The sequence below is a fragment of the Alloacidobacterium dinghuense genome, from assembly GCF_014274465.1.
GTDB classification, from domain to species: Bacteria; Acidobacteriota; Terriglobia; order Terriglobales; family Acidobacteriaceae; genus Alloacidobacterium; species Alloacidobacterium dinghuense.
The window spans coordinates 5,571,209-5,585,575 of the sequence record NZ_CP060394.1 but is presented as its reverse complement, the minus strand read 5'-3'; the positions used below and the strand labels follow the sequence as shown (position 1 = coordinate 5,585,575).

The following is a 14,367-nucleotide window of genomic DNA, read 5'->3' as shown; positions in this document are numbered from 1 at the left end:
GAACAAATAGGATGCCGAACCTCGTGAGAACGTGAGAGTGAGATCTGAGATTCGATCCATCGGGCTCTATCCGGGAAAGTGCTAATTAGGCCGCCCTTTTTGCTTCCTTGATCAAGCGAAATGCCGTGTCTTCGCCTTTGCATCCAAGCAATCGATATTTCTTGCCTTCGAGGTTGTGATAGTTCACGAAGAAATCCTGGAGTTCCTTTATCCATTTGGCAGGAAGGTCCTTCAACTTTCGCACGTTAGCGTACATGTGATTGGCTTCGGCAACAGCGACAAGACGATCATTCCGAATTTTCTTTTTGCCGTCGAGCTGTTCGCCCTCGATAACTCCGATGAGTCGAGCGTGAACGGCGCAACCTGGGAATGCGGGCTCGTCCATCAGCAGAAGCACATCCAGCGGATCACCGTCTGGAGCGATGGTTTGAGGTAGAAAGCCGAAGTCGTAGGGGAACACCATGCCTGCCGGCAGAACTTTCTTGAGCGCGAAAATGCCCTGGTCCGGATCGTATGCGAATTTGTTTCGGCTGCCAGCTGGAGTTTCAATAATGACCTGAAGAAGGTCATCCTTCTTATTAATCGGTTTCAACTTTGTTGGATCCGTCAAAGACTTCATTTGTCACACCTCTCTGGCGCCTTCACATACCTGCTTACTGTTACATGTGATGGCGAAATACGCTTGGATAGAAATGCTTATTCAACCCCAATGGCCCTCCTGTGAGTAAATTGCGGCCGAGAGATTCCAGATCTCGCTCTGCATGGGATTGACGTAAATACAGGTCCAGCTCGTGATAGCGACAGGATGTCTCGCCGACCATTGTCAGTGGATGGAGACCATAAGCTCTGGCAAAACAATGCGGCGTTACAGTCCGAGTATGATTCATCAATTTCTCGTCCTGCGGCGGCGAGATACGTTTCTGTGGCCCACACGTTCGCGTGTACCTAACGTCTCATCGTCAGGATGAGAGGAGATAACGACCGTCAGTTTGTCGGGTGGTTGCCAGCGTGGCAAATCCGACAAAAGTGACATCCATTCGGCTTCATGAACGACAGGAGTGATCATCGCAGCCCTGAAGCGTCAGGTGCGGAAACGGTTCATACCGGTTGATTTAGGACATCTCAGTAGATAAATCGCCCGCGAAACGTCAAACGTGGGCATCATACAGACCGAGGATGTTCCCGATATGGCAAAAAAGAGCTCAGTCAAAGCGCGAAAAAAAGCAGTGCAAAAGCTCGACAAGGCTGTCAAAAAGGCCGTGAAGAAGGGCGTTCCCCAAGACGAGCTTGAGCAGACTGTCAATGATGCGATGGAAAGAGCAGTCGCAAAACAGCAGCCCGTAAAGCGGAGAGCGCCCCGTACATCAGGTCGAAATAGAAAAGCCTCCGTTTCTACTGCCACGGTGCGAGATGAAGACCTCGACTAACTGAAAGGAACCAAAAAAGTGACGACTAAGAATGGCAAGATGAACCGTGAGAAGCTAATCGACGCACTCAATGAAGATCTTTCCCGGGAATACCAGGCAATCATCTCGTACGTGAACTATTCGCAAGTGCTCAAAGGGGCTGCGTACATGAATATTGCCGATGAGCTGGCAGTTCATGCCACCGAAGAGCTTTCTCATGCGTTACAAGTGGCCAATCACATCGACTATCTGGGTGGCATGCCTAGTGTCACTCCCAAGTCCGTCAAGACCTCGGAGAAGGCTGATGAAATGCTTCGATTTGATCTGGAGAACGAGAAAGAAACAATCCGTCAATACCGTCGCCGTATAAAACAGTCGGACGAGCTCAATGAGTTTGCCATCACTGAGAGCCTTCGCAATATCCTGGTTCAGGAACAGGATCATCTGATCGCGCTGGCGACCGCGCTCGGAATCGATCCACCTAATCCTGGAATCGCTGACTAAGGAATGTATTCAGCGACAATTTATCTCGGAAGGAACCGTTCCCGCCAGAGACATGCCTAATCCAACGAGTACTCCAGATCCCAGCCAGTCAGCAAAAGAGGCCGGTCTTCGGTATGTTTCCGACACGCAGCCAGGCATCTCTCGAAACCGCAAAGGCAGAGGCTTCACCTACATTGGGCCCGACGGTTCGCCGTTAAGGGACGCAGAGACTTTAGCTCGAATTAAGTCGCTCGTCATTCCACCTGCATGGTCGAACGTGTGGATTTGCATCAATCCGAAAGGCCATTTGCAGGTCACAGGACGCGATGCGAAGGGCAGGAAACAGAGCAAGTACCATCCTCGCTGGCGCGAGGTGCGTGACGAGACGAAATATGAACGCATGCTCATATTCGGAGTGGCTCTCCCCGTCATCCGCGAGCAGGTTGATCATGATTTATCTGCTCCCGGCATGCCACGCCAGAAGGTACTTGCCACAGTTGTTCGCTTAATGGAGACAACGTTCATTCGCGTAGGTAACGAAGAATATGCTAGGGAGAACAATTCTTACGGTTTGACAACTATGCGAAACCGCCACGTGGCAGTCGATGGCTCAAAGATCACATTCAAGTTTCAGGGCAAAAGCGGTATTCGTCACGCAGTCGACACCACCAATCGCCGGCTGGCGAGGATTGTCCAGCGTTGCCAAGACATACCGGGCTACGAGCTTTTTCAATATATCGACAGCGAGGGCGAACACCACACAATTGATTCAGCGGATGTGAACGACTATTTGCGGGAAGTGAGCCGTCAGGATTTCACGGCGAAGGACTTCCGCACCTGGGCGGGAACATTAATCGCGTGTACGCTGCTGAGAGAATTCGGAGCGTTCGAATCGGAAACGCAGGCTAAGAAGAACATAGTGGAAATGATCAAACAGGTCGCCGTGCGGCTCGGTAATACGCCGTCGGTCTGTCGTAAGTGTTATGTCCATCCCGCGGTGATCGAATGCTATCTAAATGGTGAAATGATTCGGTTGTTCAAGATGAGTAATCACGGCAAAGGCTCAGGCGCAGCCGCCGTTTTACAGCGGGCCCAGCGGGACGAGAGAGCCCTGATGCGTTTGCTACGGAATGGCGCGTCCGCGAAATAGTACCACCGCAAGGGGAAACCAAGCCTAAGAGACCTCCGACGTTTCTCCGCTGTGTAATTCGATGGCCTGCACCACGGCATTCGCAACAGACACTAACAAGTCCTTTCGCTCCTCACCTAACTCCCGGGGTCTCGTGTCCAACACGCAGATTGATCCCATGGTCTTGCCTTCGGGGGACTTCAGTGGAGCGCCTGCATAAAATCGTATTCCACTTTCCTTTAAGAATCGGTCTCTTTCAAAGCGCTTGTCTGTTGCTATATCTCCGATCACCAGTCCGGAGTCAGGCAGAACAATCCTGCTGCAAATCGACCGATCGCACTCATTTTCGTCTGTTGATTGCAAATCATCAGGCAGGCCGCATCGCGACTCCCAGAAACGCCTTTGACCATTCGTCACAGTGATCAGCGCTATCGGAGCATCGAAGGCGCGCGCCAGTGTCATCGTCAAGTGATTAAACACCGTCTCTTTCGGTTCATCGAATACATCTGGAAGCTGCATATGTTGCAACGAATCAGCTAATTCTTTTGCAGATTCCTCTTGAGACACAGCCGAGTCTGCCGGAGCATCTATCGACACAGGCCCCAGGAGTGGCAATAGATAGTCCTTCATCAGTTGGAGAGAACAAACCACATGCTGCGCGTCTTCTGACGGTATGCGAACCTTCAGCTTCGACAGATCACATTGCTCGCTGAGAATACAAGCAACCAGGGGGATGGTAGGAAATTTTGCGCGAATCTGGTGACATCGCATTCTCAGATGTCGAATTGCATGAGGCGGAATCCCCACCACACAAATCGCATCCGGTCGGGAACTCTCCAGGGATTGGAGCACCTCCGCCGTAGACGTATCCGCCGACAACGCAGTTGCGAAGGAAACCTGGCTGAGCACCTGTGCCGCCAACTGGCAGGCGACTTCATCGGCGAAATCTCGCGCTGGCACGCACACTACCTGGCGCGGCAACTTTGATTCAAGCTGGACGGCAGCAGTCTCGTTGCATTTGCCAAAGACGTCCTCCGTGATTTCTTCAACATTTTGCAACAGCTCTTCGGCATGAGCGCCTGTCATTTCCTCGGAATGCCGCGCTTCTTCAATCAACGTTATCGCGGGAACCACTATGCCGTCATAGGCCTGTTCGACTGATTTGGTCTTTAATGTCTCTTCAAGGAGCGTCGTCGCGTCTCGTGCATTCGAGGCTAGCATGCGTTGATAAAACCGATCAGGAGGCGCCAGTGCTTCGTTATCCCCAAAGAGCAGGTCAAGGTACTGCAGGTGCGAAACTTGACGTCCGATTACGACGAGGCACACGGTGAGCGGAGTTGACAATAATAGTCCTGGCAATCCCCACAGAAGCGTCCAGAATATTGCCGCAATCAGGACACCGATCGGAGAAATCCCGGTTGATGCACCGTATAACATTGGCTCGACAAAATTCGCTGCTACTAATTCGAGAACTATATACATGAACGCAGTCCAGATCAGGAGGCTCCAGTGCGGCGAAACAGCGATAGAGAGCAACAACGGCCCTGCCGCTGCCAATAGAATTCCGATGTATGGAACGAAGCGCAGCAGACAAGTGAGTACGGCCCACAACAGCGGATTCGGAACTCCGATAGCCCAAAGCAAGAGACCGACGACTGCACCATAGCAGAGATTGACGATCAGTTGCATCCGGAGATATCGACTAACGCGCCGGCTGGCATCTTCGATAGCTTTAGTCGTTACATGCATCCGGCCTTTCCCCGCAATGCGAAGCCCTCGATCGCGAAGATCGTCCCTCGCCAACAGCATGAAGACAAGAAAGATCAGAACGACGAATATTGTTGTGAGCGGATGTAGGAGAGGCGTAAGGGTGTGGCCAGCCATCGTTGCAATCGACTCATCCGGTTGGTCGATTTTCACCGAAATAGGCTGGGTCGATTTGCTGGACGGTAATGCTTGCCCGGGAGTCGTCCTAACCCTATTTCGCTGTAACGGGTCTGAAACCGGTGTGCGGACCCCATCCCCATTCATAAGTTGCTTGCGATCATTGGCTAGCATTGCCAGCGTCTCGCTGAGACGACCGTTCGAGTGCAGATGAAGAGAGTTGATTTTTTCGGTGACATTCTGCTGATACTGTGGATGCTCGACCGCCAGATTGTAGACCTGCCCCAGCAACGCCCAACCGAGGCTCCCAACGCGCCGACGCAAAGCAGAATCACCATCAATGCAGCCGGAAGCCTCTTCACTTTCCATCGCTCCAGCCAATTTGCCGCGGGTGCTAGCAGGAACGAGAGAAGGCCAGCCAATGCGAGAGGAATGAAGATATCCCGAGCAAAATACAACACCCCAGCGACAAGAATGGCCGTCATCAGGGCACTGTCTGTTCCCCTTAGCCGCTCGCGGGCTTCACTCAGCACGAAAGGCCACCCTTCACTTCCTTATCGCACGAACGAACTAGCGAGGAGGCAGAGAATACATTTCATTTCGATGCCAAAACATACATGGGATCACAAGTGGAATCACAGAAATAATTTGATTCGAAGAGAACGTACGCGCATTGAAGGTATCGTTGTTCGGGCTGACAAACAACCCATAACCCCACAATCATCGCCTACTTTCTTGACGAAGGCTGATCAATCGGGAAGGAGTCGTAGTTCTTTATCCAGGGCGTCCTTGTAAGCATCTTGGCGGCATTCTCAGCGCCTCCCGCCGCGTCCGGTAGCCCTGTTTGCGCGGGTGCCAATCAGGGTTTGCTAACCGATCCTACCTTTTGCTCTGGAGAGAGCATCTGAAATTTAGGGCCCTATGCATAATTTTACTCGCCGAGAACTACTTAGACTTGGAGCTGCCACTGTTGTTGCCGAGTTGGCATCTCTGGGTTTGGATGGTTGCGGTGGCGGTTCTATCACCTCTCCTTCCCCTTCGCCCGCTTGTTCCAAGTTAACTGACATCGAACATGTGGTGATCCTGATTCAGGAAAACCGGTCATTCGATCACTACTTTGGAAGCTATCGGGGAGTTCGTGGATTTTCGGATAAAAGTATGGCATTCCAGCAACCTGATCCAGCGAACACCAGCGGCTCGTCCGTCGGGGTACTTTTGCCATTCCACTTGGACACCTCCAAAACGAATGCAGCCTGCACGCACGACATCACCCACGACTGGGTGCCACAGCATCAGAGTTGGAACAACGGTGCAATGGACGGTTTTGTCAGCTCACGTCTTCCGATCGATTCCAACGATGCCGTATTAAGTATGGGTTACTACAATCGCGCAGACCTTCCCTACTACTACGCTCTAGCCGATGCCTTCACGATTTGCGACAACTATTTTTGCTCGGTGATGGGCCCGACCGACCCGAATCGACTCTACACGATGGCGGCCTCCCTCGACCCAGATGGAAAAAACGGCGGACCGATTTTGCAGACCATCGTCACAAATCGAGCAGGCATTTATGGTCGTCTGACATACACGACAATGCCCGAGCAGCTCCAGGCCCGGGGAATTTCCTGGAAGGTTTACTCATCGCCTGATGAGAATGTTCTTGGCGGAATTCTCTCGGACAATGTTCTCTCCTACTTCAAGAATTTTCAGGATCCTGCGTCGGTACTTCATCAGAATGCATTCGGACCACAGTTTCCGGTTGACTTCCTGGCCGATGTAGCAAGTGGGAATTTGCCTCAGGTCTCCTGGCTGGTCGGGTCGGTTCTAACTTCGGATCACCCGCCTTCGCCTTCGATATTTGGCGAGAATCTTCTTTCCCTCATCGTCAGTGCTCTAACAGCGAACCCAACACTGTGGGCAAAGACCGTTTTGCTTGTCACCTACGATGAGAACGGCGGATTTTTTGATCACGTCGCGCCGGTGACGGCGCCTCTCGGCACCGCAGGCGAATATGTAACCGCGCCCGCGATACCAGACCCGACCGTAATCGGCAGTCCAATGATTGCCGGACCGATTGGATTGGGTTTTCGCGTCCCGATGCTGATCATCTCGCCGTTCAGTCGAGGCGGGCTCGTGTCATCGGACCTATTCGATCACACTTCTGTGTTGCGATTCCTCGAGACTCTGTTCGGTGTTGAGGTGCCCAACTTGAGCGCATGGCGCCGCGCAACGGTCGGAGACCTAACCAGCGCGCTAAATTTCAAAAAAACTGACCAGTCGATTCCGAATCTACCGTCCACACTTCCTGGCGCTGCGCAGGCGATCCAGCAATGTGCAGCGACCCTGGCTGGAACGACACCCTACACAGTACCAAGCACGCAGACCTTTCCGACTCAGGAATCCGGAACCGCGACTCATCCCAGCGGAGTGTGCTAGGGCCTGTTAACACTATTAGGGCGAGCAGCGTTGCGAGCAAAAATCAGTCCAGACGAGGCGGAGTCCGAAGGCTGTGGCGGGACCACCGTCGAGGACGACAACGAAGTATGGCCTGATTTTTGCCGCAACCCGAAGGGAGAGGGTGGATTTTCCCGATTGCTTCGTCCCTCGTCGCTAAAATACCCCGGGTATTTGTCACTCCTCGCTTCTCGCACTCAGAAAAATCCGCTCCTCTCGCTGTCGTCCTATTAGTGTTAACAGGCCCTAGTCACGATTATGCAAAAACCTGGCATCCGGCCGGTTCTCATCTGAATGCTCAGTTCAAGAGAACGAGCTGCACATCTTCACCAGTTGGTGCGGGAAGCTGATCAACGACCACCATTCGATCTGAGGATCGAGATCGCGCTACCTACAGTTTGAGTTGCCGACTCACCCACCGCAGATCAGGTTGGGAGAATCGTGACCAGCAACTCGAATACACCAAGTGGTCGCAGCGGTGGCAACGCGAGGGCGCAATCGATTCCTCCTAAGGACACTTCGAGGTACCAGCCACTCTCAACGCCTGAAAAGCGACACTGTGCTTCGCCCAGACAGTGACACGTACGGAATTGATTGGGCTGCAACCAAGGCGCTCAACCGCGCCTCTCAACAGAAAGAACAGTATAGTTGCGCTGCTCGGGAAAGGCGTCATTTGTAAGTTCCTCACCATGCGATCAAGCCCCAAAACCCAGGACGGATTCGGTGATGCTCTCATTCACCATGAGGCTGCAGTCAATTGGCTGTTGCTCCATCTCGTGAGATTCACAACGGGCGCTCGGGGCATGTTCCTATTCATCCGGTCTCTTCTCAAGAGTCCATTGGCGGTGGGAGCTCTTGTTCCTAGTTCTCCCCAACTTTCGAGACTGATCGCCTCGCAGGTGTGTTGCGGAAACTCTCATGTTCTCGAAGTAGGAGCGGGGACGGGATCAATTACGGAAGCCCTGCTCAACCTCGGCCTCCCAGCCAACCGCTTATTCGTGATAGAGCGTGATCCGTCGCTTGTCGCCCACCTGTATAAACGGTTTCCGAATATCCAAGTCCGCTGCGGCGATGCAGAGCACGCCGCAGCCATCCTTTGTGAGGAGGGGATATCAGAGGTACAGACTCTCATTTCGAGTCTGCCCATTAGCAATTTGAACGGCGACAACCGGATTGCGATTCTGGAGGGAATGATGAATGCGCTGGCTGTAGATGGTCAGCTGATCCAGTTTACTTACACAGCAAATTGCCCTTTTCCAGCGAAACGGCTCGGATTGCACGCCGAACGTGTTGGTCGCGTCTGGATGAACATTCCGCCTGCTGTCGTATGGAAGTTCACACGGGCCAGCTACGCTCTTTAAGTACACTGCGCTGCCTACCGCGTTCCGAGCGTCAGGGTACAGGGCTCGGTCTATGGGTGGCGACCGGGATCATCAGTCGGCTGGCTGGCTCAATTCGTGTGCGCAGCAGCGTGCGCACTGCCAAGAGTGGAACTTGCTTTTCGATTTTTTCTTCCTACGCAACTGCCTGGCAGAGTATAGCCCGTCGTGACGAGACATTTGCCCTGAGGCCATGAACCTCCTACCCACCTAGGTGCAACTCCGGGTCGAATGTCGCGAAGTGATCTTACACAACTATTACCCCACCCCAGAGCCTCACGCGCTAACCATCCCATCAAATTATGTAGAGGTGATGGTGCAGAGACTTTTCAAGCGCGACAGAACATTTACGCAGCCAGTTGTTTGGGGTACAACGCTCATCATGATTGCGTTCCACATTGGTGCGGTTGCTGCCCTGTTCTTTTTCAGCTGGCAGGCATTCTTGTGTGCGATGGTGTTATGGTGGGTCGCCGGAGGTTTTGGCATAGGAGTCGGATATCATCGGCTTCTTACACATCGAGGTTACAAAACCCCCAAATGGATGGAATATTTTTTGACCGTATGCGGCACGCTGGCTCTGGAAGGCGGGCCGATTTTCTGGGTTGCGACACATCGTCAACATCACCAGAACACCGATAAGGAAGGGGACCCGCATTCCCCGCGCGAGGGCGGCTTCTGGTCCCACGTCGGTTGGCTCTTGACCGGCCAAACCATGCACGACGATTCGGCAACTCTGCTGCCCTATGTTCCTGATCTTCGCAAGGACCGATTCCATGTTTGGATCAGCCGCTGGCATTGGGTACCGATCACCATATTGGGCATACTTCTTCCAGTTGTCGGGGGATGGAAGTTCTTATTGTGGGGCATCTTCTTTCGTACGGTCCTCGGTCTTCACTCCACATGGCTAGTGAACTCGGCCACCCATATGTGGGGATCGCGGCGATTTCCCACCGGCGACACCTCCAGAAACAGCTTCTGGGTCGCTCTATTAACGTTCGGCGAGGGCTGGCACAATAACCATCACGCGCATCCACAATCATCCCGTCATGGCTTGGCCTGGTACGAATTCGATTTTAATTGGTACACGATTAATGCCCTAAGGATGTTAAGTCTTGCGTGGGACGTGAAGGCACGGAACCTCGAAGTTGATAAGGAAAAGGAAGGAGCAGTATTGGGAGGCATTGCTGCCTAATTCACGAATGGCTCGAAAAGGCGGCCTCAATCGATTGACAGAGAATTCCCGACTGATGCAAGCTCTCCCAGATGTTGCAATTGATCCCGAAGCGCTCGTGCGGATCTGTGCCGGGCATCAGGCAATTGAATATCCTACCGCGACCTCATCAAGCGATCGTTTCATAAGTCAAATTCCTGAACTGCTTCGCCTCCGATTCGGAAAATGCATCTTGACTCGAAGGTGCAACCGCGCATGGGTCGACTCGTTCATCGATTACTTTACCAACCCGACAGTGAAGCTAGAGGTCCTGCTATCGAGGAAGGGCGGAGAAAGGTGTATGAAGGTACAGTGATGGTACACCCTTCAGCTTAGACAGACTTCAGAAAGTTGCTCTAAATTACGGTCGCTCAACTACGTAGGGTTACGCTTAATTACGCCCACATTTCCTTTATTATCATAGTCTTACAGAGATGACCGGAAACTCATACTCTCTAGATTACGCTCAATTACGGTTGACTACGGTCCATTACACTAGACTTCGGCAACGCGGCGCCGGAGTGAAATAAGGGCCCATTGCTCAATGGGTTAGAGCAGAGCACTCATAATGCTTTGGTTCCAGTTTCGAGTCCTAGTGGGCCCACCAGAAATCAGGTTCACCCCTATATAAAATCAGGTTCACCCCTATATAAAGGTAGGCGGGCAGTACATCGCCAAATCATTCAAGAGCGATAAGCACCTGCACCTACTTCTCAGCTAGTTTTCGTCAGGCGAACGAGAGCTTTCGATCGGCCAGCAAGTCTGGAAACAAAAATGTTCAAGACGAAACTACAGCTTTCTCCAGGCCCTTGAACCGCATGAGCTTTTGGCTTAAGTCAACAGTTGATATTCGAGCTGTTTAGACCGACTGTTGGTCTGCTAGTGCTATACCTATAGCGTCTGCTATAGGCTGTTTACTGATGGCAGGCCCAGCGACATCGGCGAACGTTAGGGCAGCTTCAACATCGCCACCCCTCGCACAAACGCTGCCCAGCGATGCGGTGCTCGATGCGTTGAGGATGATCCTTCTCGGCGCACCCCTGAACGAAGTTCTGACGACTATCACCTGCCTGATCGAAGCTCACAGCGCGGGAATGCTGTGCTCGATTTTCCTGCTAGACGAAGACGGGTTGCACCTGCGGTATGGCGTCGCCGCAAGTCTGCCAGAAGCGTACCGGGCAGCGACCGATGGATTGTGCGTTGGCCCTAATGCCGGATCATGTGGCACAGCCGCCTACCTTCGTCAGCCTGTCTTCGTCTCTGACATCGCTTCCGACCCGAGATGGGTGAAGTTTAGAGATTTTGCTCTACAGAGTGGACTACGCGCCGCTTGGTCAACACCCATCATGTCGCGCGACGGCAAAGTGCTGGGGACATTCGGCATGTACTACCGCGAAGTTCGGCATCCGGGGCCGGCCGAAATTCAGTTGATCGATTACGCCAGCCGCATTGCCGGAATCGCCATTGAGCGCGATCGATCGCAGACGGCGCTGACAAGGGCAGTCAAACAGATAGAGAAATCAGAAGCTCAACTTCGACACATTGTTGATGCCATACCCCAGATGATCGCGGTCCTGAATCCGGATGGCGCTGTTCTTTATATGAATCAGACCATGCTCGATTACACGGGCCTTACGGTCGAAGAGGTCATGGCGAAGGATGTTCGCGATCGAGCCTTTAATCCGGAGGATGTAGCGCGATTCCGAGGCGAACGTCTGGAAGCGCTCTCGCGGGGTGTGCCATTTCAAAACGAAAAACGAGTCTTGCGCAAAGATGGGCACTACCGGTGGTTTCTCATCCATTACAACCCATTGCTTGACGACCAGGGACGGGTGATTCGCTGGTATGCAACGGGAACTGACATTGATGACCGCGTCCAAGCTGAAGAAAGGACACGCAACGAAAACCTGGTGTTGCGGGAGCAAATCGATCGTGACTCGATGTTTGAGGACATAATCGGAACTTCGGAAGCGCTGAGTAAAGTACTTCGCCAGGTCCGCAGGGTGGCCCTTTCAGATTCCACAGTTCTGATTCTGGGAGAAACCGGCACGGGGAAGGAGTTGATTGCGCGCGCTATCCACAAGCGATCAAGCCGCGCGGAACAGGCATTTATCGGGGTCAATTGTGCCGCAATTCCACCGTCGCTAATTTCTTCCGAGCTCTTCGGACATGAGAAGGGAGCATTCACAGGTGCGACAAAACGGCGACTTGGGCGTTTTGAGTCGGCCAATGGCGGGACGATTTTCCTGGACGAAGTAGGCGATTTGCCCTCAGAGGCCCAAATCGCACTGCTACGAGTGCTGCAAGAGCGTGAAATCGAGCGTGTCGGCAGTAGCAAATCAATTTCCATCGACGTAAGAGTGCTGGCCGCAACTCATCGTGATTTGAACGCGATAGTGGCCGAAGGCAAGTTTCGCCAAGATCTCCTGTACAGACTGAATATCGTGCCCATTGAGATGCCCTCGTTGCGCGAGCGCACGGCTGACATTCCCTTGCTCGTCAAGTACTTCATTGACCGCTTTGGGAAGAAGGCTGGAAAGAAGTACAGAACAATCGATAAGAGAACTCTCAAGCTGCTCCAAGCGTACAGCTGGCCGGGCAACGTTCGTGAGCTCCAAAATGTCATTGAGCGGTCTGTGATCCTGAGCGACGGTGATACGTTCTCTGTCGATGAGACATGGCTTAAGCGGGAGCCGCCCCAAATCGTTCGTCCAACCATCGCTCTTAATGGCGCGCTGCATAAGCAAGAAAAGGAAATGATTGAAGCCGCGTTAGCGGCCAGCCACGGCCAAATCGCAGGGCCATCGGGCGCCGCAATAAGGCTAGGACTTCCAACGCGCACTCTCGACTCAAAAATCAAGCGCTTGGGGATCAATAAATTTCGGTTCAAGCCATAGTGATCTGCCTGATCCGACTCGGACAACTTACCTAAAATTTCCTCTCCATACAGGAATTCCTCAAAATTCAGGACTAACCGGCAATGCTAAGCCGCACCTCCTCAATGAGTTGAGATTGGCCCTGTTCCTGCATTTTAGATAGCCACATTTCGAAACCAGAGAATTCCATGACGCTCAAGATCGAACAGCTTTCCGGTGAGCATGGAACGCAAATTCGGCTGAGTGGAGAGCTTCGATCGGAGAACATTGATCAGGTGAGAGCCGAGATTGAGCGAAGCGGGCCATCGGGTTTGGATTTGGAAGAAGTGGATCTCGTGGGTGTCGAAGGCATTCGCTTTCTTAATACGTGTAAGGCGGAGGGCATACCGCTGCTGCATTGTTCGCCTTATATCCAGGAGTGGATGCTCCGGGAACAAGGCCGGTCCAAAGTATCCACTAAGAAGCGTAAGAAGGGATAGGCTCCTTAGGAGAATGAAATGGGAAGCACATATAGGGCGGTCGAAGTATCAACACCTGGCGTACTCCGTGTTGTCGAACGGCCGATTTCGAAGCCGGCGGCTGGTCAAGTTCGCCTACGCGTCGAAGCATGTGGCGTTTGTCATTCCGATTTAGCGACGGTACAGGGCGATTATCCGGGCCTGAAATTGCCGCGAGTGCCCGGGCATGAGGTCGTAGGCCGAATCGAGGAGATTGGCCCGAATGTCTCTAAATGGAAGATCGGGCAACGCGTAGGTGTCGGTTTTTTGGGCGGCCAAGACGGCGAATGTGAGCCGTGCCTACGCGGAGATTTTGCGAACTGCCTCAATCCCGTCATATCAGGAATCACAACCGACGGTGGTTATGCCGAGGTGATGATTGCCGAAGCACGAGCTCTCGCTTCAATTCCTGATGAGCTCACTTCCGCAGATGCCGCCCCTCTTCTCTGTGCTGGCATAACGACCTTCAATGCATTGCGTAACGCGGGCTTGCGCGCGGGCGATCTGGTTGGCATTCAGGGAATCGGCGGGCTTGGACACTTGGGAGTTCAGTTTGCCAGGCGCATGGGATTCCGCATCGTCGCCATCAATAACGGACCGGAAAAGTCGGACCTGGCCAAGAAGTTGGGCGCGCACTTCTATGTGGATGCTGCGGCAGAAGATGTTGCTGCTGCGCTACAACGGATGGGCGGCGCCAAAGCGATCCTGGCGACCGCTCCAAGCGGTAAGGCGATCGCCGCACTGGTCCCGGCCCTCGCAGTTTGCGGCAAGTTGATCGTGGTTGGAGTCGCGCCCGACGCTATCGAGGTCTCCTCCCCATCCCTGGTGTTCGGACAGCGTTCAATTTATGGCAGCTTGACGGGCAGCGCCATCGACACTCAGGACACGCTGGCGTTCAGCGTCCTGCAGGAGGTGCGGCCCATGATCGAGACGCTTCCGCTTGACAAGGCGCCCGAGGCTTTCGCTCGCATGATGGATGGAAAGGCGCGTTTTCGGATGGTGTTGGTCATGAAAAACGGCGCAGAGGTGAGCGCAGTGTGAAGTCAGTC

The 14,367-nt window shown here is 53.2% G+C and carries 12 protein-coding genes and 1 tRNA gene; 10 read left to right on the top strand and 3 right to left on the bottom strand.

From position 1 onward, the window contains the following. Positions 1-85 precede the first annotated feature (85 nt). Entirely contained in the window at positions 86-619 is a 534-nt protein-coding gene (locus H7849_RS23450; RefSeq protein WP_186742899.1) for an inorganic diphosphatase, read from the bottom strand. Positions 620-1,187: 568 nt separating this feature from the next. On the opposite strand from H7849_RS23450, the gene H7849_RS23445 reads away from it, so the two are divergent. From H7849_RS23445 to H7849_RS23435, 3 genes are read left to right on the top strand one after another with little or no spacing between them, the layout of a single operon-like run. Further along, positions 1,188-1,427 (top strand): hypothetical protein, encoded by a 240-nt coding sequence (locus H7849_RS23445; RefSeq protein ID WP_186742898.1) that lies wholly within the window; start codon positions 1,188-1,190, stop codon positions 1,425-1,427. Between the two features lie 18 nt (positions 1,428-1,445). Beyond that, on the top strand, positions 1,446-1,910 hold the full coding sequence (locus H7849_RS23440) for a ferritin-like domain-containing protein (RefSeq protein WP_251106439.1): 465 nt from the start codon (positions 1,446-1,448) through the stop codon (positions 1,908-1,910). Positions 1,911-1,962: 52 nt separating this feature from the next. Next, entirely contained in the window at positions 1,963-3,039 is a 1,077-nt protein-coding gene (locus H7849_RS23435; protein ID WP_186742897.1) for a DNA topoisomerase IB, read from the top strand. Between the two features lie 24 nt (positions 3,040-3,063). On the opposite strand, the gene H7849_RS23430 is transcribed toward H7849_RS23435, so the two are convergent. Beyond that, positions 3,064-5,049, bottom strand: a complete 1,986-nt coding sequence (locus H7849_RS23430; RefSeq protein WP_432756556.1) for an AI-2E family transporter — start codon at positions 5,047-5,049, stop codon at positions 3,064-3,066. Positions 5,050-5,069: 20 nt separating this feature from the next. Then, a complete protein-coding gene (locus H7849_RS27655; protein WP_186742895.1) occupies positions 5,070-5,387 on the bottom strand; it encodes an AI-2E family transporter in 318 nt (105 codons plus the stop codon). A 436-nt stretch (positions 5,388-5,823) separates the two neighbouring features. Between H7849_RS27655 and H7849_RS23420 the strand changes: the two genes are divergently transcribed. The 7 genes from H7849_RS23420 (at position 5,824) to H7849_RS23390 (ending at position 14,359) form a co-directional block, all read left to right on the top strand. Further along, positions 5,824-7,338, top strand: a complete 1,515-nt coding sequence (locus H7849_RS23420; RefSeq protein WP_251106437.1) for an alkaline phosphatase family protein — start codon at positions 5,824-5,826, stop codon at positions 7,336-7,338. Positions 7,339-8,159: 821 nt separating this feature from the next. Next, positions 8,160-8,717 (top strand): class I SAM-dependent methyltransferase, encoded by a 558-nt coding sequence (locus H7849_RS23415; protein WP_186742893.1) that lies wholly within the window; start codon positions 8,160-8,162, stop codon positions 8,715-8,717. A 331-nt stretch (positions 8,718-9,048) separates the two neighbouring features. Then, the gene (locus H7849_RS23410; RefSeq protein ID WP_186742892.1) at positions 9,049-9,927 is read left to right on the top strand and encodes an acyl-CoA desaturase; all 879 of its coding nucleotides are present in this window, start codon (positions 9,049-9,051) and stop codon (positions 9,925-9,927) included. 548 nt (positions 9,928-10,475) lie between these two features. Then, positions 10,476-10,552, top strand: a tRNA-Ile gene (locus tag H7849_RS23405). A 313-nt stretch (positions 10,553-10,865) separates the two neighbouring features. Next, positions 10,866-12,842 (top strand): sigma-54-dependent Fis family transcriptional regulator, encoded by a 1,977-nt coding sequence (locus H7849_RS23400; protein WP_251106436.1) that lies wholly within the window; start codon positions 10,866-10,868, stop codon positions 12,840-12,842. Between the two features lie 167 nt (positions 12,843-13,009). Continuing rightward, positions 13,010-13,300, top strand: coding sequence for an STAS domain-containing protein (locus H7849_RS23395; protein WP_186742891.1), 291 nt, complete (start codon positions 13,010-13,012; stop codon positions 13,298-13,300). 18 nt (positions 13,301-13,318) lie between these two features. Then, positions 13,319-14,359, top strand: a complete 1,041-nt coding sequence (locus H7849_RS23390) for an alcohol dehydrogenase (protein WP_186742890.1) — start codon at positions 13,319-13,321, stop codon at positions 14,357-14,359. Positions 14,360-14,367: the final 8 nt, after the last annotated feature.

Bases quoted from the DNA above. Each gene is read 5' to 3' on its own strand.
- H7849_RS23430 (WP_432756556.1), bottom strand. From the start codon at position 5,049: ATGAATGGGGATGGGGTCCGCACACCGGTTTCAGACCCGTTACAGCGA.
- H7849_RS23390 (WP_186742890.1), top strand. From the start codon at position 13,319: ATGGGAAGCACATATAGGGCGGTCGAAGTATCAACACCTGGCGTACTC.
- H7849_RS23415 (WP_186742893.1), top strand. From the start codon at position 8,160: ATGTTCCTATTCATCCGGTCTCTTCTCAAGAGTCCATTGGCGGTGGGA.
- H7849_RS23450 (WP_186742899.1), bottom strand. From the start codon at position 619: ATGAAGTCTTTGACGGATCCAACAAAGTTGAAACCGATTAATAAGAAG.
- H7849_RS23435 (WP_186742897.1), top strand. From the start codon at position 1,963: ATGCCTAATCCAACGAGTACTCCAGATCCCAGCCAGTCAGCAAAAGAG.
- H7849_RS23395 (WP_186742891.1), top strand. From the start codon at position 13,010: ATGACGCTCAAGATCGAACAGCTTTCCGGTGAGCATGGAACGCAAATT.
- H7849_RS23445 (WP_186742898.1), top strand. From the start codon at position 1,188: ATGGCAAAAAAGAGCTCAGTCAAAGCGCGAAAAAAAGCAGTGCAAAAG.
- H7849_RS23400 (WP_251106436.1), top strand. From the start codon at position 10,866: ATGGCAGGCCCAGCGACATCGGCGAACGTTAGGGCAGCTTCAACATCG.
- H7849_RS23420 (WP_251106437.1), top strand. From the start codon at position 5,824: ATGCATAATTTTACTCGCCGAGAACTACTTAGACTTGGAGCTGCCACT.
- H7849_RS27655 (WP_186742895.1), bottom strand. From the start codon at position 5,387: ATGACGGCCATTCTTGTCGCTGGGGTGTTGTATTTTGCTCGGGATATC.
- H7849_RS23410 (WP_186742892.1), top strand. From the start codon at position 9,049: ATGGTGCAGAGACTTTTCAAGCGCGACAGAACATTTACGCAGCCAGTT.